This window comes from Pseudomonas marginalis, assembly GCF_024169655.1.
GTDB classification, from domain to species: domain Bacteria; phylum Pseudomonadota; class Gammaproteobacteria; order Pseudomonadales; family Pseudomonadaceae; genus Aquipseudomonas; species Aquipseudomonas paraveronii.
The window spans coordinates 4886752-4906591 of record NZ_JALJWV010000001.1 but is presented as its reverse complement, the minus strand read 5'-3'; the positions used below and the strand labels follow the sequence as shown (position 1 = coordinate 4906591).

General features: G+C 61.9%; 17 protein-coding genes. 5 read left to right on the top strand and 12 right to left on the bottom strand.

The window, feature by feature from the left end:
• The first annotated feature begins 96 nt into the window (after positions 1-96).
• Positions 97-1341 (top strand): 23S rRNA pseudouridine(2605) synthase RluB, encoded by a 1245-nt coding sequence (rluB, locus tag J2Y83_RS22520; RefSeq protein WP_253398421.1) that lies wholly within the window; start codon positions 97-99, stop codon positions 1339-1341.
• A gap of 57 nt (positions 1342-1398) precedes the next feature.
• Here rluB and J2Y83_RS22515 read toward each other — a convergent pair whose 3' ends face one another.
• Positions 1399-2358, bottom strand: coding sequence for a leucyl aminopeptidase (locus J2Y83_RS22515; RefSeq protein WP_253398419.1), 960 nt, complete (start codon positions 2356-2358; stop codon positions 1399-1401).
• 73 nt (positions 2359-2431) lie between these two features.
• A complete protein-coding gene (locus J2Y83_RS22510) occupies positions 2432-2569 on the bottom strand; it encodes a hypothetical protein (protein WP_003175756.1) in 138 nt (45 codons plus the stop codon).
• Between the two features lie 646 nt (positions 2570-3215).
• Between J2Y83_RS22510 and J2Y83_RS22505 the strand changes: the two genes are divergently transcribed.
• Together J2Y83_RS22505 and arfB are read left to right on the top strand one after the other, a co-directional pair.
• On the top strand, positions 3216-4637 hold the full coding sequence (locus J2Y83_RS22505) for an amino acid permease (RefSeq protein ID WP_253398417.1): 1422 nt from the start codon (positions 3216-3218) through the stop codon (positions 4635-4637).
• Positions 4638-4747: 110 nt separating this feature from the next.
• A complete protein-coding gene (arfB, locus tag J2Y83_RS22500; RefSeq protein ID WP_010566190.1) occupies positions 4748-5161 on the top strand; it encodes an alternative ribosome rescue aminoacyl-tRNA hydrolase ArfB in 414 nt (137 codons plus the stop codon).
• Here arfB and J2Y83_RS22495 read toward each other — a convergent pair.
• The 4 genes from J2Y83_RS22495 to J2Y83_RS22485 all read right to left on the bottom strand — a co-directional run bounded on the left by J2Y83_RS22495 (position 5158) and on the right by J2Y83_RS22485 (position 7316).
• On the bottom strand, positions 5158-6354 hold the full coding sequence (locus tag J2Y83_RS22495) for an MFS transporter (RefSeq protein WP_253398415.1): 1197 nt from the start codon (positions 6352-6354) through the stop codon (positions 5158-5160). The two genes, arfB and J2Y83_RS22495, sit on opposite strands and share 4 nt — an antisense overlap.
• A 103-nt stretch (positions 6355-6457) precedes the next feature.
• On the bottom strand, positions 6458-6640 hold the full coding sequence (locus tag J2Y83_RS22490) for a hypothetical protein (protein ID WP_247403331.1): 183 nt from the start codon (positions 6638-6640) through the stop codon (positions 6458-6460).
• Positions 6641-6714: 74 nt separating this feature from the next.
• On the bottom strand, positions 6715-6843 hold the full coding sequence (locus J2Y83_RS29640) for a hypothetical protein (protein WP_301295040.1): 129 nt from the start codon (positions 6841-6843) through the stop codon (positions 6715-6717).
• A 161-nt stretch (positions 6844-7004) separates the two neighbouring features.
• Positions 7005-7316, bottom strand: a complete 312-nt coding sequence (locus tag J2Y83_RS22485) for an Mpo1-like protein (RefSeq protein WP_247403333.1) — start codon at positions 7314-7316, stop codon at positions 7005-7007.
• A gap of 160 nt (positions 7317-7476) precedes the next feature.
• Here J2Y83_RS22485 and J2Y83_RS22480 point away from each other — a divergent pair, with 160 nt between their 5' ends.
• Entirely contained in the window at positions 7477-8535 is a 1059-nt protein-coding gene (locus J2Y83_RS22480; RefSeq protein WP_253398413.1) for an AraC family transcriptional regulator, read from the top strand.
• Here J2Y83_RS22480 and J2Y83_RS22475 read toward each other — a convergent pair.
• Positions 8492-9946 (bottom strand): TrkH family potassium uptake protein, encoded by a 1455-nt coding sequence (locus J2Y83_RS22475; protein ID WP_253400434.1) that lies wholly within the window; start codon positions 9944-9946, stop codon positions 8492-8494. The genes J2Y83_RS22480 and J2Y83_RS22475 overlap by 44 nt on opposite strands.
• Before the next feature lie 157 nt (positions 9947-10103).
• On the opposite strand from J2Y83_RS22475, the gene J2Y83_RS22470 reads away from it, so the two are divergent.
• Positions 10104-14318, top strand: coding sequence for a dermonecrotic toxin domain-containing protein (locus J2Y83_RS22470; protein WP_253398411.1), 4215 nt, complete (start codon positions 10104-10106; stop codon positions 14316-14318).
• Positions 14319-14394: 76 nt separating this feature from the next.
• On the opposite strand, the gene J2Y83_RS22465 is transcribed toward J2Y83_RS22470, so the two are convergent.
• The 5 genes from J2Y83_RS22465 to J2Y83_RS22445 form a co-directional block, all read right to left on the bottom strand.
• Positions 14395-15738 carry an imelysin family protein gene (locus J2Y83_RS22465; RefSeq protein ID WP_253398409.1) on the bottom strand — a complete coding sequence of 448 codons (1344 nt, stop codon included), beginning with the start codon at positions 15736-15738 and terminating at the stop codon, positions 14395-14397.
• Positions 15739-15865: 127 nt separating this feature from the next.
• Positions 15866-17917: a putative bifunctional diguanylate cyclase/phosphodiesterase gene (locus J2Y83_RS22460; RefSeq protein ID WP_253398407.1), complete on the bottom strand. Its 2052-nt coding sequence runs from the start codon at positions 17915-17917 to the stop codon at positions 15866-15868.
• A 187-nt stretch (positions 17918-18104) separates the two neighbouring features.
• The gene (locus tag J2Y83_RS22455) at positions 18105-18317 is read right to left on the bottom strand and encodes a hypothetical protein (protein WP_253398400.1); all 213 of its coding nucleotides are present in this window, start codon (positions 18315-18317) and stop codon (positions 18105-18107) included.
• Between the two features lie 127 nt (positions 18318-18444).
• Complete coding sequence (locus tag J2Y83_RS22450) at positions 18445-19041, bottom strand: superoxide dismutase (protein ID WP_017847176.1); 597 nt, start codon at positions 19039-19041, stop codon at positions 18445-18447.
• Positions 19042-19216: 175 nt separating this feature from the next.
• Complete coding sequence (locus J2Y83_RS22445) at positions 19217-19819, bottom strand: LysE/ArgO family amino acid transporter (protein ID WP_253398398.1); 603 nt, start codon at positions 19817-19819, stop codon at positions 19217-19219.
• Positions 19820-19840 lie beyond the last annotated feature (21 nt).

Here is a 19840-nt window from a genome sequence, read left to right as displayed (position 1 = left end):
TATGATTCGCGACCCTTTGGCGATGTATTCGCCCAAAGCCCCGCTTTCAACACTCTTCAGGCCACGCCTGAATCGACCCACCGGGAGGTGCTTAAGATGAACGACAAAGACCAGAACGACAGCCAGGAAATCGGCCCTGCAGGCGAAAAACTGCAAAAGGTGCTGGCGCGTATCGGCGTGGGCTCGCGCCGCGACGTCGAAGCCTGGATCACCCAGAAGCGCATCAAGGTCAACGGCGTCGAGGCCACCCTCGGCCAGCGCGTCGACCTGCACGATGCAATCACCATTGATGGCAAGGTCATCAAGCGTGAAGAGGCCGCCGAATCGGTGCGCCGCGTGATCATGTACAACAAGCCCGATGGCGAAATCTGCACCCGTGACGACCCGGAAGGCCGTCCGACCGTGTTCGACAAGATGCCTAAGCCAAAAGAAGGCCGCTGGATCAACATCGGTCGTCTCGACATCAACACCACCGGCTTGCTGATGTTCACCACCGACGGTGAGCTGGCCAACCGCCTGATGCACCCCTCCTACGAGATGGACCGCGAATACGCCGTGCGTGTGCGTGGCGAAGTCGATGACGAGATGATCGCGCGCCTCAAGGCCGGCGTCGTGCTGGAAGATGGCCCGGCCAAGTTCACCGACATCAAGCAGGCTCCAGGCGGTGAAGGTTTCAACCACTGGTATCACTGCGTGGTGATGGAAGGCCGTAACCGTGAAGTACGTCGCCTGTGGGAATCCCAGGGCCTGGTGGTCAGCCGCCTGAAGCGCGTGCGTTTCGGCCCGGTGTTCTTGAACTCCGACCTGCCGATGGGCCGCTGGCGTGAAATGAGCCAGTACGAAGTCGATATCCTCAGTGCCGAAGTCGGCCTGACGCCAGTCGCGATGCCGCAGATGAACGCCAAGAGCAAAGACAAGCTCGACCGTATGCAGCGTAAATCGTCGCGCCCGGTTGCGCGCACCGAACGCGTGGCTCGCACCCTGCGCCCGGCCCTGAATGCACCGGCTACCGGCGGGCGTATTTCCCGTGAGCCGCACATTGAAGGTGAGCGTCGTCCAACCGCGCCATCGCGTCAGGAAGGCGAACGTGCGCCCCGCACGCCGCGCCCTGCCGGCCGTGGTGAAGCGCCAAGCGGCGGTCGTGGTAATCGTGGTGAAGCCGGTCGTGGTGCTCCCTCTGATCGCCCGGCCGACAACGCCAGCACCAAGCGCCCAGCCAAGCCTGCGCCGAAAAAGCGCCCAGGCCTGAAACTGGTGGCGGACGAGCCGTCGGGCAAGCGCCGTGGCGCACCGGCCGGTTCCGGTCAGCGCCCGGGTTTTGGTCGCAAGAAGCCGCAGTGATGTAAGCGCTGCATAAAAACGCCAACCCTCGGGTTGGCGTTTTTTTTTTGGATTTGATCAGAACGCAAAGGTGCCATCGAACACCGGCTTGTCATCCAGCGCCAACACCCCGCTGGCGAAGATCAAATCCAGATGATGGCTGCCTTTCTGCCCGCCACCCAACCCAAGGTGCAAGCCGCAGTGGCGTTCTTCGAACCCGGCGTTGCGCGCATACAGAGCCTTGACCCCTTCATTGGTACCGATCCCCAGTTCCTCCACGCGGCGGTTCGATGGGTTGGCGTTCAGGTACTTGTTGAAGTCGTCCGCCAGCCCGGGGATTTCACTGGCGACGCTGCAGATGGTCGAGTTTTCGATCCACAGCTCCAGCGGTGATTGCAGCACGCCATATTTGCGCGCGAAGGGGATGGTGCTGAGGAAGGTGCCGACAAACCGCACCTGGCCACTGATGGCCTCGCTGTGGGTGGCGATCTCGCCGGGGGCCAGGTCGTGGTTGCCGATGCCGTTGATATTGGTCCACTTCCTGATGCTGCTCAGCGGCGCTTGCAGGCGTGAGCCGTGCCGGTCGGTGAAGCTCAGCAGCGTGGCCTGGGACATGCGCCGGATCAGCGTGGCGTTGAGGTCGGCGATGCGTTGTGGCTCGACGCTGAAGGTGTCGTAGAAATAGTCGCCGTAGTCCTTGAACAGCAGGGATTTCTTCCAGTGCTCGGCCATTACGCCGTGCAAGGCGTGGATAAAGTCCGGGCCTTCGGCGCGGGGGTTGGGCAGGGTCGAGGCGTCGTAGAAAAACAGGTACAGGTCGCAGCTGTCGATGGCCTCGGCCAGGGCGGCGCTGGGGGCCAGGTCCAGGCGCTGCACCTGGAGGTTGAAGCGCGCGGCACTGCTGTGGGTGATCGCCTGGGCAATGGCCTCGTAGCGTTCGGTATGGCCCAACAGCACGGTCGGACAGCTCAAGCCGCTGAGGGCCGGGTGGTGGGCGAGGTAGTAGAGAAAGTGTTCGACGGCGCGGGCCTTGTCCATGACGAGTGTCCTTCTGTGCCTTGGGTAAGGGGGCAGGTGCAGCGCACTGCACCTGCCGGATGCCTGCCGGGGATTAGAAAGGCCACATCGCCGTGCCAAAGGGCACGACGGCATCGGCTTGCATCATTTCAACGGCGGCCTCATGGGTCGGCGCTTCAAACCAATCGTCGAGTTGCAGTTCGGTTTCCAGGTCGTTTTCCAGTGCTTGCATGGTGTATCTCCTAGAGGACGTTGTTTGAGAACGGCTTGCCCGCGGGCTTCGCTGGGCAAGTGAAAGAACCTAGGTGAGAGTGTTTCGGAATGCAAAAAATTTATTGACACGGTCTCATTTGGATTTTTTGTTCTGTTTTGGTGCGCGATTTTTTCCCCATGCAAAACAGCGCACTGGGGCAGGCGAGTGTTCGGATATGTCCTACCGCCAATTTTTGTGAGCTGACAGATACTGGCTGGGTGTAACGCCGATTTTCCGCGCTGTAACGATTGATTTACGCAAAAGGCCTGCGGTATCGGGCCGGCACCGCGCTGTAAGGAATACCTGACAGATTGTCGCGGATGCTTGTCAGGGCCGTCCGCAAGCGGTCGAGCGGTGTACAATGCGCCGCGTTTTACTGTGACCCCCTTGCGTAACCACGCAAAAGGCCAAGACCTCAGGGTTTATCCACCCTGATCACTCCGCCTGGCCACGAGCCAGACGGGTTCGATTTCGTCACAGATAAAAACAAACAGGTGACGCATGACCGTTAGAACGACGCTGTATTCCTGGTGCCTGCGCTGGGGTTTGAGCGGCGCTGCTTGAGTCGCACATCAAGGCAGCAACCTGCATTCAACATCATCAAACCTTGCGTGAGAGCCTTTTCATGAGTGGACCCGATTCCTCTTCAGGCGAACTGAAACGTGGCCTGAAAAACCGTCATATCCAGTTGATCGCCCTCGGTGGCGCCATCGGCACCGGCCTGTTCCTGGGCTCGGCCGGGGTGCTCAAATCCGCCGGCCCGTCGATGATCCTGGGCTATGCCATCTGCGGCTTTATCGCCTTCATGATCATGCGCCAGCTCGGCGAAATGATCGTCGAAGAGCCGGTGGCCGGTTCCTTCAGTCACTTTGCCCACAAATACTGGGGCGGTTTCGCTGGCTTCCTGTCGGGCTGGAACTGCTGGATTCTGTACATCCTGGTGGGTATGTCGGAGCTGACGGCTGTCGGCAAATACGTGCATTACTGGTGGCCGGAGATCCCGACCTGGGTGTCGGCGGCGGCGTTTTTCGTGTTGATCAACCTGATCAACCTGGCCAACGTCAAAGTCTTCGGCGAGGCCGAATTCTGGTTTGCCATCATCAAGGTGGTGGCCATCGTCGGCATGATCGCCCTGGGCAGCTACCTGCTGGTCAGCGGCAGCGGCGGCCCACAAGCCTCGGTGAGCAACCTGTGGGCACACGGCGGCTTCTTCCCCCACGGCGTGGGCGGGTTGGTGATGGCCATGGCGCTCATCATGTTCTCCTTCGGCGGCCTGGAAATGCTCGGCTTTACCGCGGCCGAAGCCGACCAGCCACGCACCGTGATCCCCAAGGCGATCAACCAGGTGATCTACCGCATCCTGATCTTCTACATCGGCGCCCTGGTGGTGCTGTTGTCGCTGACGCCGTGGGACAGCCTGTTGGTCTCCCTCAACGCATCCGGCGATGCCTACAGCGGTAGCCCGTTCGTGCAGGTGTTCTCGATGCTCGGCAGCAACACCGCCGCGCATATCCTCAACTTTGTGGTACTGACCGCCGCGCTGTCGGTGTACAACAGCGGCACCTACTGCAACAGCCGCATGCTGCTGGGCATGGCCGAGCAGGGCGACGCGCCGCGGGCGTTGGCGAAGATCGACAAACGCGGCGTGCCGGTGCGTTCGATCCTCGCCTCGGCGGCGATCACCCTGGTGGCGGTGCTGATGAATTACCTGATCCCGCAACATGCACTGGAACTGTTGATGTCGCTCGTGGTGGCTACGCTGGTGATCAACTGGGCGATGATCAGCTTCTCCCACTTCAAGTTCCGCCAGCACATGAACCGCACCGGCCAGGTGCCGTTGTTCAAGGCGCTGTGGTATCCGTATGGCAATTACCTGTGCCTGGCGTTCGTGGCGTTTATCCTGGTGATCATGTTGATGATCCCGGGGATTCAGGTCTCGGTGTATGCGATCCCGGTGTGGGTGGCGTTCATGGGGTTGTGTTACTGGATCAAGAACAAGCGCAATGCGGATCAGCGCCCGGCGACGGTAGTGCCGGCGGTGGAGTAACCGTTCGATGCTGTCGAGCAAACCCGGCCCTGTGCCGGGTTTGTTGTTTGAAGGGATGGGCGGGGCGCATTCGCGTATCCTTGGGCTCCCCTTAGAGGAACCCGTTGCTCATGCTGGTGATTTCCAACAACGTGCACCTGCCCGACACCGAGATCGAGCTGACCGCCATTCGCGCCCAGGGCGCCGGCGGGCAGAACGTCAACAAGGTGTCGAGCGCGGTGCATCTGCGCTTTGATATTCCGGCCTCGTCGTTGCCGGAATTCTACAAGGAGCGTTTGCTGGCGCTGCGCGACAGTCGGATCACCAGCGAAGGCGTGCTGGTGCTCAAGGCCCAGCAATACCGCACCCAGGAACAGAACCGCGCCGATGCGCTGGAACGCTTGGTCGAGCTGATCCTCAGCGCCACCAAGGTGGAGAAGAAACGCCGTCCGACCAAACCGACCCTGGGCTCGAAGAAACGCCGCCTGGAATCCAAGACCAAGCGCGGCAGCATCAAGGCCGGGCGCGGCAAGGTCGACTTCTAGGCGTCGCGCGCCTTGCGGGCCTTGGGCGCTTGCCGGTACAGGTAGACACTCAGCAGCAACCCGCCCAAGGCGGCGAGGGCGGCGAACAGGAAAATCGACGCAAAGCCAAAGCCGGCCGCCACGGCCCCGGCCAGCGGGCCGGTGATCCCCAGCGACAAGTCGATAAACAGCGAGTACGCCCCCACCGCCGAACCCCGGCTGGATGCAGGCACCAGATTGACCGCCTCTACCCCCAGCGCCGGAAACACCAGGGAAAAGCCAAAGCCGCTCAACGCCGCGCCCGCCAGTGCCAACTGGGCATCCGGCGCCAGCCACAGCAACAGCAGGCCAAGCACCTCCACCGACAGGCAGGCAATGGCCACGCGAAAGCCGCCGATACGGTTGATCAAATTGCCAAACAGCAGGCGCGCGCCGATAAAACTGGCGCCGAACAGGCTCAGTGCCCACACCGCGTTATCCCAATGCTGGGTGGTGTAGTACAGAGTGATGAAGGTGGCGATGGTGCCAAAACCGATGGAGCCCAGCGCCAGTGCGCAACCATGGGGCAGTACCCGGCCCAGCACGTTCATGAAGGGCAGGCGCACCCCGGCAACAATCGGTGCCGGCTCTTTACGCCACGCCAGCAGCAGGCCCACCGCCGCCAGCAGCAGGATACTCACGCCCATGCTCCACAAACCGAGGTGACTGACCAGCAGCACCCCCAACGGCGCGCCGACTGCCAGGGCGCCGTAGCTGGCGATGCCGTTCCACGAAATGACCTTCGCCGTATTCGCCGCACCCACCCGGCCAATGCCCCAGCCGATGGCGCCGGACCCCACCAGGCTTTCAGCACTGCCGAGCACCAGGCGACCGATGAGCAGGCTGCCCAGGCTCAGCGCCGGCAGGCTGGAAAACCACGCCGCGAGCAACATGAACACCCCGCTCAGGCCGCAGCCCGCCAGGCCGATCAGCACGGCGCGCTTGCTGCCCAGGTTATCGATGATGCGCCCGGCATACGGGCGGCTCAGCAGGGTGGCCAGGTATTGCACACTGATCACCAGCCCGGCGATCACCGCGCCAAAGCCCAGTTCACTGTGGACATAGCCCGGCAACACGGCCAGGGGAATGCCGATATTCAGGTAGCCGATAAAGGTGAACAGCACGATGGAAACAACTTGCAGCGTGACCGCCATGGGGCGCTGTGTATCTGGCATGGGAAGGGTCCACTGTCGCAGCAGGTAAAGATAGGCTGCTAATCATACCGATGCTTTGGCCCGCGCAGGGCAGTAAAAAACCAACGCGCCAATCTAAACGGCGTCAGGACCGGGCAGGGGCGAGCAATTGCGTGGTGACCAGGGCGGCCAAGGCGTTTTCCTGGGTGCCGAAGCGCTTGAGCAGGATGGCTTGTTTGTCCGCGCTGAGGCGGTTCCAAACGTCGACCATCTGCAGGGCAGTGTCGAGTACGGCGGTGTCGGGGCGATCGGGGTGGTTATCGGTCATGGCGGGTATCTCGGCAAATTCAGGCAGTGTGGAAAGCGCTCAAAGCTGCGCTTTCCACACGGTCTGCTACGGCGTCAGTCCTGGCTTTTGCGGTCGACTGGTTTTGCTTCTTTGGCCTCAGGCTGCTTGGCGCTGGCCTGCTGCGGTGCGTGCTGCTCTGTTGGGTGCAGGCTTGGGAAGGGGAGATTAGGTATCTCGTGCATCGTCGTCGCTCCTTGCAAAGTCTGTTTTTTTCAATCGCAGGTGATTCCGCGCTCTCAAAAAGCCTTGGCAGGATACAGCACTGTAAATGACAAAAAGACTTTTATATCGACGAATGGACAAACCTTCAGCGTTCAAGCGCAAGTGACAAGACGTCACACCGCTAGAACGGCACCTTCCCCAGGATCATGTCGCGGTACATCACGAAATCCCCCAGCAGGCTGTAGAACGGATGCTGAAAGGTCGCCGGGCGGTTCTTTTCGAAGAAGAAGTGACCCACCCAGGCAAAGCCGTAGCCGGCGATGGGCACCGCGAGCAGCAGGCCGAGAGCGCCTTTGCCCAGGGCATACGCCAAAAGCCCAATCACCAGCGTGGTGCCGATAAAGTGCAGGCGCCGGCAGGTGCTGTTGCCATGTTCCTTCAGGTAGTACGGGTAAAACTCGGCGAAGCTATTGAATCGCTTGATGTTTTCCACGGCAGCTGGCCCTTTGATTGTTATGCCGTCGAACAGTTGTTCGGCGGGGAGCTTATTTGAGTCTAGAGTGATCAGTGGTAACAGCCAGTGACATTAGATGCCACTTTAGTATCCTTGGCTTTCTGGCTGCTGTTTCAGCCTGCTTTATTAAGAAGACGCCATGAGCGAACGAACAACTTCTGCAAGCTGGGTGATGGGGATAGTCAAGTCACTGGAAATGGACGGTCTGGATTGCCAGGTGTTGTTCAAACAACTGGGTCTGGACTATGCCGCCCTCGACGATCCCGATGCCCGTTTTCCGCAAGACTCCATGACTCGGCTCTGGCAACGCGCCGTGGAACTGTCGGGCAACCCCGCGATTGGCCTGAACATGGGCAAAGTGGTGCGCCCGGCATCGTTTCATGTGGCCGGTTATGCGCTGATGTCCAGCAACACATTGGCGGAAGGTTTTATGCGGCTGGTGCGCTACCAGCGGATCATCGCCGAAAGCGCTGACCTGAGTTTCCGACTATTACCCGAAGGCTATGCGCTGATTCTGACGGTGCATGGCGATCACCTGCCGCCCACCCGGCAGAGCGCCGAAGCCTCGCTGGCCTGCGCGCTGGCGCTGTGTGGTTGGTTGACCGGGCGTACCCTGCATCCGCGTAAGGTGCTGCTGCAAGGTGAGCAACCCGTCGACCTCGCGCCCTACAAACATGCGTTTCATGCGCCGTTGGAATTCAACGCGGTGTATGACGCACTGATTTTCGAGCGCGCCGATATGGATGCGCCGCTGCCCACGGCCAACGAGGCGATGGCGCTGTTGCACGATCGGTTTGCCGGTGAATACCTGGCGCGCTTCTCCGAAAACCGCGTGACCCACAAGGCGCGGCAGGTGCTGTGCCGCCTGTTGCCCCAAGGCGAACCCAAGCGTGAAGTGGTGGCCCAGACCCTGCACCTGTCTCAGCGCACCTTGCAGCGGCGTCTGCAGGAAGAGGGCACCAGTTTCCAGACGCTGCTGGACGACACCCGTCGCGAACTGGCCGAGCAATACCTGGCGCAGCCGGGCATGAGCCTGCTGGAGATCGCCTACCTGTTGGGCTTTGCCGACCCGAGCAACTTCTTCCGCGCCTTCCGCCGCTGGTTCGATGCCACGCCCGGCGAGTACCGCGCGCGGTTGCTGGAGGTGTCGACGGTCAGTGACGCCAGAACGCCGGGATGCACAGAACAAAGACTGTAATGATTTCCAGCCGGCCCAGCAGCATGCCCAGCGACAGAATCCACTTGGCCGCATCCGGCAGGCTGGCGAAGTTGCCGGCCGGGCCGATGGTTTCGCCCAGGCCCGGGCCGACACCGGACACCGTGCTGGCGGCGCCGGTCAGCGCGGTCATCCAGTCCAGGCCGAGCAGCGACAAGGCCAGCGCGATCATGCTGATGGTGATGGCGAAGAAAAACGAGAACGTCAGGATCGAACGCACGATCTCTTCGTCGAGGCGGTGGCCGTTGTACTTCTGCTTGATCACCGCGCGCGGGTGAATCAGTTGGTTCAAGTTGGCCTTGAGCAGGATATAGGCGACCTGGAAGCGGAAGATCTTGATCCCGCCGGCCGTTGAACCCGAGCAACCGCCGATAAAGCCCAGGTAGAAAAACAGCATCAGTGAGAAGTTGCCCCACAGGCTGTAGTCCCCAAGTGCAAAACCGGTCGTCGTCACCACCGACGTCACGTTCAGCGCCACATGGCGCAGCGCATCCAGCCAATGCAGGTTGGTGGTCCACCAATACCAGGTGCCGAGTACCAGCCAGGTCACCAGCAGTAATGCGAGCAAACCCTGCACCTGCTGATCCTTGATCAACGCCCGACGGTTGCCGCGCAAGGTGGCGACATACAGGGTGAACGGCAGGCTGCCGAGGATCATCACCACCACCGCCACCCAATGCACCGCCGGTTGTTTCCAGTGCGCCAGGGACTCATCGGAGGTGGAAAACCCACCGGTGGAAATCGCCGACATCGCATGGTTGATCGCATCGAACAAGCCCATCCCGGCCCACCAGAACGCCAGGCTGCCGAGGATGGTGATGCCCACATACGCCGCCACGATCAGCCGCGCCACCATGTGCGAGCGCGGCATGACCTTTTCCGAACGGTCCGAGGACTCGGTCTGGAACAGGCGCATGCCACCAATGCGCAGCAGCGGCAGGATCGCCACCGCCATGCCGATAAAACCGATACCGCCGAGCCAGTGCAGCAGCGAACGCCACATCAAAATGCCGGGCGACAGGGTGTCCAGCCCGCTCAACACCGTGGAACCGGTGGCGGTGATGCCAGACATGCTTTCAAAAAACGAGTCGGTGTAGCTGATGTTCTGGGTCAGGAAAAACGGCAGCGCGGCGAAGATGCACACCACCACCCAACTGCTCACCGTCAGCAGGTACATGTCCCGGGGGCGCAGGTGGATATGTTCCGGGCGACCCGGAATCACCAGGGCCAGGCCGGCGATAAAGGTCATCAGGCTGGCCCACAGGAACGACGGCAGGTCGCTGGTGCGTTCGAAGAGCACCAGGATGGCCATGGGCACGACCATGGCGATCGCGAGGGTGATCAGGAAGATGCCGATGATGAAACCAATGATGCGAAGGGTCGGCAACGCCATGAAGTCTGCTCGGGTCACAGGGGAAAGGCGCCATTCTACCTGGGGTGCCGGGCATGTAAACCTTGGGCGCCGATCTGCGGCGCGTAGCTATGTAGCGCATGGTTCAGGGGGCGCTACGGCACGATGGGCCGGTCTGTTTCCTATTCGAGAGGCCACCATGCCGTCTGATTCATTGTTATCTGCACCGCCAAGTGTCAAGGACGCACCGCAACAGGTCGCGTTGCGCGAACAGTTAATGGCGCTCGATCGCCAGATCGCCGAGCAGTTTCAGTCACCACCGACGTTCCATTCGTTCGTGCAGCATGAGTTCGAGCAAGCATTCCCGACCGTGACGCCCAGCCTCGATGTGCGTCAGGCCTTCATCCGACTGCCCGCGACGACCATCCCGCCAGCGACCTCGGCAGCGCTACCGTCCACCGAGACCGAGTTGCTGCCCACGTTGTTCGAGGCGGTGGTGCAACGTATCGTCGCTGGCCAGCCTGCGAGTTATGCGAAGCGCATGGCGACTCTGCTGCGGCTGCCGGCGACTGGCGAAGCGTTGCTGCCCTTGAGCGGTATCACCCCGGCCGGGCTGGATAAATTCCTCGACCGCCTGGCCGCTGGGCTGACCGCTTATTACAGCGCTTTTGTGCAAGCCTTCTGGACGCGTGCGCGCAGCCTGACGGATGCGCGCACGCAGAAACAATGGTTGGTGTACACCCGTATCGAACTGCTGAAAGCCGAAGTGGCGCTACTCGCTGCCGATCGCCTGCTCAGCCCCGCCGACCAGGACCTGTTCGCCCTGGTGCTGCGTCACCCGCAAGCCCAGGCACGACAAGCACTGCGCGCCGACCGGCCATGTGTCTACGAGGTAGCCCTCAAGGGCGCGACCGGCGCGGCGGATCTGACCTTGCGCGGCGCCTTTGTGCTGACCGCCAGAGACCCGGAACAAGCCGTGGTGAGGGCGCAGGAGGAGATCACGCCGGCCCGGGTGCGGCCCGTGGACCCGAGCATGAACGTCGGCACGGTATTGCTGTTTCTGCCGGACTCCGGCCTTGAAGCGTTTGACTCCCTGGCCAGCCTGGATCAGGAGTTGCACCGGCGTTTGAACCACCCCGTCGAATTCGCCGCGGTGCTCGATGGCCTGGCCGTGGCCGACCAGGCGCAAGGCTTGGCCCTGCATCGTCAGCTCAAGGCCACGGGGCAGGTGGTCTACCATGAACAGCTCGGTTCGCCGTTCGAGGCTAGCGTCGAGGCGCAATGCCGGTTGATGCTCGACAACTTCACCTCAACCCTTTCCCACTACTCGTCACCGGTCGACCCCATCGAGATGGCCGAGTTGCCGCAGGTGCTGGACCGGGTGACGGACCCCGGTCGGCTCTTCAGTGCCAGCGGGGTGTTATGGGGGCGCGAGATCAAGCGCGGGCAGGCGCAGATCAGGACCTTTCTGCATGATGCCTCCCTTGCCGATAAAGACGCGTGGCGGGTCGCGATGACGGACTACTGCGACCTGCTGGCGAGCCTGCCGGACGCCGAGGGGTTGCCGTCGTTGGCGCAATTCAGCGATAAACCGGCGCTGCTGGCATACGCCAACGAACAGCTGCGCATCCGCCTCAAGGCTGACTATGCACTGGACATCGACCCCGACACGGTCCGCGTGCATACCAAAGAGCCGTTCGTTCCTGCGACTGTCGTGGTTCCGGGCGCGCCTGCTCCGGCGCCGCGCGAGCCCGGCACGCCGTTGTTCCGGCATCGAAGCCGCACGCTGAGCGAACTGGCGCTGGAGAATGTCGGCGGGCTGGATTTTAACTTCACGCACTTTTCCAGGCTGAGTGAAAACACGCGCAAACAGCCTGATGAAGCCTTGCTGCCGGAAGATCTGACGCCGGCCCCGGCCTATGACGGGCTGACCCTGCAACAGGTCAAGGACCTGGTGCGCGCGGTCAATGTCGGACAAAGCTACGACACCTTTCTGAAAGACCGCCTCATCACCTCGCCCGGCGCGCTCGCACTGAAGCAGACCTACGCTCAGGTCATGCGTCTGCAACTGCGACTCGACGCCATCGAGGCCAAGATCAACGGCGACTTTCTCCCGGACCGTCTGAACCGAGGCTTCAATTGGGTGCAGGCGGTGCTTGACGCCCCCGTCGACAGTGATCGGCGCGCGCGTGTCGAAGGCCACCGGATTCTGGTGCAGCACTTGAAACTGCGCGGTCAGCGCGTGCGTGGGGTACTGCTGTTCGCCTCGGCCTCCGCCGGGGTCGGCTCGATCGTGGTGTACACCCCCCAGGCGCCCGACGGTCGCGTGTTCCACGAGTACGCCAAAGACCGCCTGATGACCGACTTCGTCATGAACAGCAGTTGGCGCGCCTACCTGCTGGGGCGCGTGGAGCGGGCCTTCGAAGCCCAGGTCCGCGCCGTGCTCAGGGGGCGCGGCGACGTGTCGATGGTGAGCATGAGCCGGATTGCCGACGACCTTTTCGAGGAGGCCTACGAGGTTGAAGCGAACTTCGTGATCAACGACGCCGCCGCGCAATCGAGGAGTACCCAGCAAGTCAACGTCGAAACCGGCCTGAGCGTGGCGACTCTGGTCTTCGACGTTCTGTCCATGGTGCTGCCGGTCAGGATCATGTTGCCGATCGGCCTGGCGCGCAGCCTGTTTTCGGTGTTCAACGCCGTCGAGGCGTTGGACCTTGGCGACCGTGCCGGCGCTGCGCAGTATTTCGTGCGGTCGCTGGGCGAGCTGGTCGGGGCGCTGGTGGACGGCGCGGTCGGGGCCGGTGCGCCCGTGGCGGGCGCCAGGCCAAGGGCGTTGCCGGCGGAGATGGCGCTGGGGAAAAAGCCCGACGGCGTGCTGCCGTTGGCCGGATGGGAAGGCAAGGGCGTGTATCACTCGGCCTCGAACGCGGCGGGCGCCGAGCACTACTTCCTCAATGACGGCGGGCGTTGGTATTCGCTCCTCGATGACGGCGACAAAGCCGCCTGGCGGCTCAGGGACGCACGCAAGCTGACGCAATACCACTACGCGCCGATCCGGCAAAGTGCGGCGGGGCAGTGGGAAATAGGTTCTCATCCGGTCGGCGGACTCAAGGGGGGCAACTCGCCGGAGCGCGTCCTCAGGGACCTCTACCCGCGCCTGGATGACGTGCAGGCCAGGCGGGTGTTTGAGTCGTTCAACTTCCCGGCGGGGCGCGAAATCGAATACCGGCTGGCGCTGGTCGAAAACATGCGGTTGAGGCTCTCCACGGCGGCCTTTGAGCCCTATCTGAACGTGCCGCTCCTGCGGTTTCAGTTGCGTCTGGACGGCATCGATCTGCCGGACGTGCCCGCAGTGATCACCCGGCCGCCAGCGCCCGTCGAACCGCCACTGGCGCCGCCCCGCACCCCGGCCCCCGAGGCGCCCGTCGTGCGGCCTGCAAACGAACGATTCATTGAATGGGGCAGAACCCTCGACGAGGCCGAGCTTGAGGTGGTGGATGCGACACGCGGCATCTATCGGCGGATTGCAGGCGATCCGCAGTGGCTGGGGCAAGAGTACATCAAGATGGACCAGCGCTATTTCGCGATTTTGCCCCGGGATACAGCGGCTCCCAATGACGTATTCATTCGCGACCCTGCACGACCGGCCACGTACTTCATGGACCTGGAAAACCTGCTGCGTTCGGGCATCTACAATCAGCCCCGACAGGTGAAGTTCGCCACCGGGGACGGGCTGTGGGTGATCGCCAGTGAGGTTGCCTTGAAAAAACCGCTCTCGATGTATGTGCGCGAGGCCTACGCGCTGCTGACCACCCGCAGTCAGGCGGAGCTCGCCCAGGCCCTGTTCAATCGGGCCAACCCGAGAGGCCTGACCCAAGTGGGCCAGCATTCGCTGATACGCACCCTGCACGACTGGCAGTTTTGGCGGACCATGACATACGCAGGACTGGCCGATCCGTTTTCGTTACTTCCACCCACCCGCACACTCAGCGACGGCAGTTGGCAGCTACCGAATGCGCCGGGGCATTATCGCCGTCTGGACTTTCGTCAGGAGCCCGTCGTGGTGTCGCTGTTCAATGCGCTCCCGCCTGGCGCCGGCGGCCGCTTGAGAACCTTGATGAGTGAGGTGGTAACCCGCTGTCGCTACGGTGTCCTGAGCGGTTATGACTTTCCCGGAGAGTTGCTGTTCAGGCGCCCTGGAGATGTCAGGCTGTACTGGCTGCGATTGCGCCGTGTGGTGGGGGATCGAATCGCCGCAGACGCCCAGGTTACGCCCTACCAGAGCTTGATGGATGAGCCGACGCGCAGACTGGTCACGCAGGCTGAGGCCAGTCATAACCTTGTGCCGTTGATGGGCGGCATTCAATTGACGACGCCCGCCGCGTCGCCGCAGATTTTTATCATTCGGGTGTGATGCCTTCGACTGCCGATGTAAAAATGCCCCGAGCAGGTCGGGGCATTCTGGATGACGCTTAGGATCTCGGCCGTGATCAGAACTCGTGATCGGCGTTATCCGGGTTCAGGTCGCTGATCCCCAGCTTGCCGGCAGCCGTTTCGATCGAGCCGGTCTGCTTGACCAGTGCGGCGATGGCATCGCGCACGATCTGGTTGCCCGCGTCGTTACCCGCGGCGATCAGTTGGTCGTAGTGCTCACCCTTGTTGGCGTGGTCAACCATGACCTGGATCTTCGCTTCGGTCGCCGCCAGGTCCGCTTTCAACGCGGCGTCGGCAGCCGGGTCGGCCTTGGCCACCAGGGACGACAGGCTTGCACCGGTCATTTTGTTGCCGTCAACGCGGGTGTATTCGCCCAGGTAGACGTTGCGGATGCCCTTGGCGTCGTAGAAGTGCGAGTTATGGGTGTTGTCGCTGAAGCAATCCTGCTCGTCTTCCGGCGAGTTGGCTTCCAGGGAAACCTTCATGCGCTCACCGGCCAGTTCGCCGAGGGACAGGCTGCCCATGCCGAACAGCATTTTGCGCAGGCCGTCGGTGGCCGGTTCGGCCTCCAGGGTGGCGCGGTAGTTGTCTTCGACGTTGGGTTTCCAGTTGCCGACCATTTCTTCCAGGTCGCTGACCAGCAATTGAGTCACGGCGCGCAGATAAGTGCGGCGGCGCTCGTTGTGGCCACCGGTGGCACCGTCGCCGGTCAGGTAGTCCGACGCAGGACGGTTGCCGGCGCCCGGGCCGGTGCCGTTCAGGTCCTGGCCCCACAGCAGGAACTCGATGGCGTGGTAGCCGGTGGCGACGTTGGCTTCGGAACCGCCCAGCTCATTGAGGCTGGCGAGTTTTTCCGGGGTGATGTCCTTGACGTCGACCTTGTCTTCGCCGACCTGGATCTCGGTGTTGGCGATGATGTTGGCCGTGGCGCCTGGGTTACCCAGGGCGTGTTCGTAGGATTTGTCGGTGTAGTCGATCAGGCCTTCGTCCAGGGGCCAGGCGTTCACTTGGCCTTCCCAGTCGTCGATGATGGTGTTGCCGAAGCGGAACACTTCGCTCTGCAGGTACGGCACGCGGGCGGCGACCCAGGCGGTACGGGCGGCTTTGAGGGTCTCGTCGTTCGGATTGGCGAGGAAGGTGTCGACCGCAGTTTGCAGGGTTTTCGCTGTGGATTCGGCATCGCTGTACACCGCGAACACCATGTCAGCGTAATGCGCGACCACGGCTTTCGCGGCGGCTTCGTCGACCTGACCGGCGGAAGTGGCAGCCGCTGGAGCGGCAGTGCTGGTGGCCGGGGTCGGCGCCTGGGGCGCGGCGGCCTTGTCTTTACCTTCGCCGCAACCGGCGAGAGAAATGGCAATGGCCAACAGACTGGCGGTGGCCAGGGGCATACGAATCATGGTGAACATCCTGCTTCGGTTGTTGATGGGGCGCGTGGGCGCGCGCAAAACTGCAACATAATGCGAAGGATTTGCATTCTGTGTAAAGGGGTAATGCGCGGTAAATATGAAGTCTCGTTTTATCGTTTCAGATAATCGCCGCGTTATTGCGCTCGGCCTGCTTCAAATACGCCGCCAACTCCCGTGCCGGCAACGGTTTGCTGTAGTGGTAGCCCTGACCTTCATGGCAGCCTTCGGAGATGATGTAAGCCTCCTGTTCCGCGGTTTCCACGCCTTCGGCGATCACCTGCATGCCCAGGCTTTTACCCAATTGGATAATCGCGCGCACGATGGTGGCGTCGTCGTCATCGTCGAGCAGATCTTGTACGAAGCTCTTGTCGATCTTGATCTTGTCCAGCGGCAGGCTTTTCAGATAGCTCAGCGATGAATAGCCGGTGCCGAAGTCATCGATGGCGATCAGTGCCCCGGAGCGGCGCAGGCTCAGCAGGTGCTGGGCGGCGGTGCTGATGTCTTCCATCAGGCCGGTCTCGGTCACTTCCAGTTCCAGGCTGCGCGGCGGCAAGCGATAGATCTGCATCAGGTTATTCACCACCCGCGGCAATTCGGTGTGGTGCAGTTGCACGGTGGACAGGTTGACGGCCATGCGCAAGTCGGTGAAGCCCTGGTCATGCCATTCGCGCAATTGGCGGCAGGCCTGGTCGAGCACCCATTCACCAATCGCAATGATGGTGCCGTTCTGCTCCGCCAGGGGGATAAACAAGTCTGGCGGTACCAGGCCGTGTTCCGGGTGCTGCCAACGGATCAGCGCCTCGACGCCGACCACACGGTGGTCGCGGTAGCTGATCTGCGGCTGGTACACCAGGTAAAACTGGTTGCGGCTCAAGGCGTCGCGCAGGTCTTTTTCCAGTTCGCGGCGTCGGCGCATTTCGCTGTCGACGCTGGCGATATAGAACTGGTAACGGTTGCGCGAGCGGCTCTTGGCCAGCGTCATGGTCTGTTCGGCTTTTTGCAGCAGTTTTTCGGTGCTGTCGCCATCTTCCGGGAACAAGGTAATGCCGATGGTGGCGCGCAGGCGGATCTGCTCACTGTCGAGGGCAAACTCCGCTTCCAGATCATCGAGGATGCTTTGCGCCAGCTCGGCGGCTTCGTAGGGTTGGTCGATGTCGGCCTGCACCAGGGCGAACTGGTCGCCGCCGAGGCGGGCGAGGGCGCCGAGGCGGCCGCTGTGGGCGCGCAGACGATCGGCCAGGGCCAGCAGCAGTTTGTCACCGGCCTGGTAGGTGAACTGCTCGTTGACGCTTTTGAAGTCATCCAGGCCCACGCACAACACCGCCACGCGACGTTGCCGGCGGCCGGCGTCGATCAGGATCTTGTCCAGTTGCTCCTGCAGTTTCTGGCGGTTCGGCAGGCCGGTGAGAAAATCGTACTGGGCCATGCGCAGCAGGCTGGATTCCGCCTCGTGGCGCAGGTGGGTGTTGCGTTCGATGGACTCGAGCAACTGGTTGGCCGTATTGATCCACAGCCCCAGTTCATTGCGCTCGTGGCCCTTGATCTGGGGGATCTTGTGTTCGCTGGGGCGGTCGGGGTTGATCGACGTCAGGTGCTCGATAATCCGCGACAGCGGCTTGGTCAGCAGCCAGTGATACACCAGGTACAGCACCAGGCCCATGGCCAACGCGCGCAGCACGCCGGAAATAAAGATGATCACCGAGCTGACAATAAAACTCTTGCCGTAGGTGGCCGTATCAAGGGTGATGCTCAGGTCGCCGTAATATTCGCTATAGGGGCCTTTGCCGACCAGGGCGGTGGTGAACGTGCGTTCCTGGCCGAGAATCAGGTCGGTCAACCAGCGGCTGGAGGATTGTTGCAAGGCGCGGCTTCTTTCCGCGAGCATGGTTTCGTTGGGATGGCCGATGGAGGCCATGCGCACTGCGCTGTCCTGAAACAGACCTTCGATCACTTGCATGCCCATCTCGCGGTCCAGGCTGTAGACGGCCTGGGTCGAGGGGTCGCGGAACATGTCGAGGATGCGCTGGGCATCATCGGCCACGGCCTGGCGCGTCTTGTAGGCATCGAAAACGATCTGCGCCACGCTCAGCGCCACGCCCACGATCAATGCCGACAGCAGCACAACCCGTAGCAACTTCACCGACAAGCTGTTTTTGAGTTCCAGCTTCAAAGGGGCATTCCTTGTCTCATGCGGGTGGCCTTCAATATGCCATGAGTATTGGCAATCTGGTGATGGCAGTCAAAGGAACATTAGGGCAAACACGGGTTTGAATATGGGAGGAAGGGTTACATGGGCGCGGGAGCAAGGCGAGACGAGGCGGATTTGTGTCCGCCTGCTCGGTTCAGTGGTGCCATGACTAGGCGCTTGCGAGGTTCACTTTGCGTTTAGCAGTCTCCTGTGCGCTCGAAAAGTCCACGGGTTTGTTTTGAGATTCCAGGGTGTCCCCCAGGGCTTTGGCCAGCACATCGGCGAAGGGTTGAACGAGCGGTGCGACCGCTTTGGTGATGTCTCCAGCGGCCTTGGCCACTTCACCGACTACAGGCAGTGCTGCGAGTGCTCCAATCGACATGATTATTTCTCTGACAGGTGTGAGAGGCGAATTCCTCCCCCGCCTGGGTGGCGGGTGCCGGCCGCTCGGTTCCATCGCGCACAAAAAAGCCCGGCAATCGCCGGGCTCTTTTTACTGCAAGGGGTGCTTAGGCAGTGAAGGCCTTGCCTTCGAACTGCTCAGCCACGAACTTCCAGTTGACCAGGTTCCAGAACGCTTCCACATACTTTGGACGGGCGTTGCGGTAGTCGATGTAGTAAGCGTGTTCCCAGACGTCGCAGGTCAGCAGCGGGGTGTCGCCGCTGGTCAGCGGGTTGCCGGCGCCGATGGTGCTGGCCAGGGCCAGGGAACCGTCAGCCTTTTTCACCAGCCAGCCCCAACCGGAACCGAAGGTGCCGACGGACGTCTTGGTGAATTCTTCTTTGAACTTGTCGAACGAACCGAACGCAGCGTTGATGGCTTCAGCCAGCGCGCCGGTTGGTTGACCGCCGGCGTTTGGCGCCAGGCAGTTCCAGTAGAAGGTGTGGTTCCAGACCTGAGCGGCGTTGTTGAAGATACCGCCCGAAGAAGATTTGACGATTTCTTCCAGGGTCTTGCCTTCGAACTCGGTGCCAGGCACCAGGTTGTTCAGGTTCACGACGTAGGTGTTGTGATGCTTGTCGTGGTGGTATTCCAAGGTTTCCTTGGAAATGTGCGGCTGCAGGGCATCGTGTGCGTAGGGCAGCGGCGGCAATTCGAAAGCCATGATGATTCTCCTAATCAGGTCAGTTGCGGTGAGCGCAAGGCCGATCACGGGCGGCCAAACCAGCGCCGGGGAGTTTGTACTCTTTGCGGCGCAGGGTCCGGATCATAGCACCCGGGGTGTGGCAAAACCACGCAACAACTGTGTGGGATAGAGGTTCCAGAGCGTTTTGGAATATCTATCGGGCGCTGATCAATTGATAAGCCACGCTGAACATCATTGCCGCCACCAAAAGGTCGAGTAGACGCCATGTCGCCGGACGTGCCAGCCACGGGGCCAGCCAGGCGGCGCCCAGCGCCAGCGTGGCGAACCACAGGAACGAAGCGCTGGCCGCGCCGGCCACGTAGGCGCCGGGTTCGGTCTGTTGGGCGCCCAGCGAGCCAATCAGCAGCACCGTGTCCAAGTAAACGTGGGGGTTGAGCAGCGTGACCGCCAACGCGCTGAGCAACACGGCGCGCAATGAGCGCACCTTGAGGGTGTCGCCCTGGTCCAGGCTCTGTTTCGAACAGGCCCGCCGCAGCGCGCAGGCGCCGTACCACAGCAGGAACGCGGCGCCGCCCCAGCGGGCAATCCCCAGCAGAATCGGGCTTTGCGCCAGTACCGTCGCCAGTCCGAATACCCCGGCGGCCACCAGCAGCGCATCGCAGACGACACACAGGGCCGCCACCGGCAGGTGGTGTTCACGACGCAGGCTTTGCGCCAGCACAAAGGCATTCTGCGAGCCGATGGCCATGATCAGCCCCAAGGCGACCAGTAGGCCGTTCAGATAGCTTTGCCACATAGTTGAAGATCCTTGCTCAGG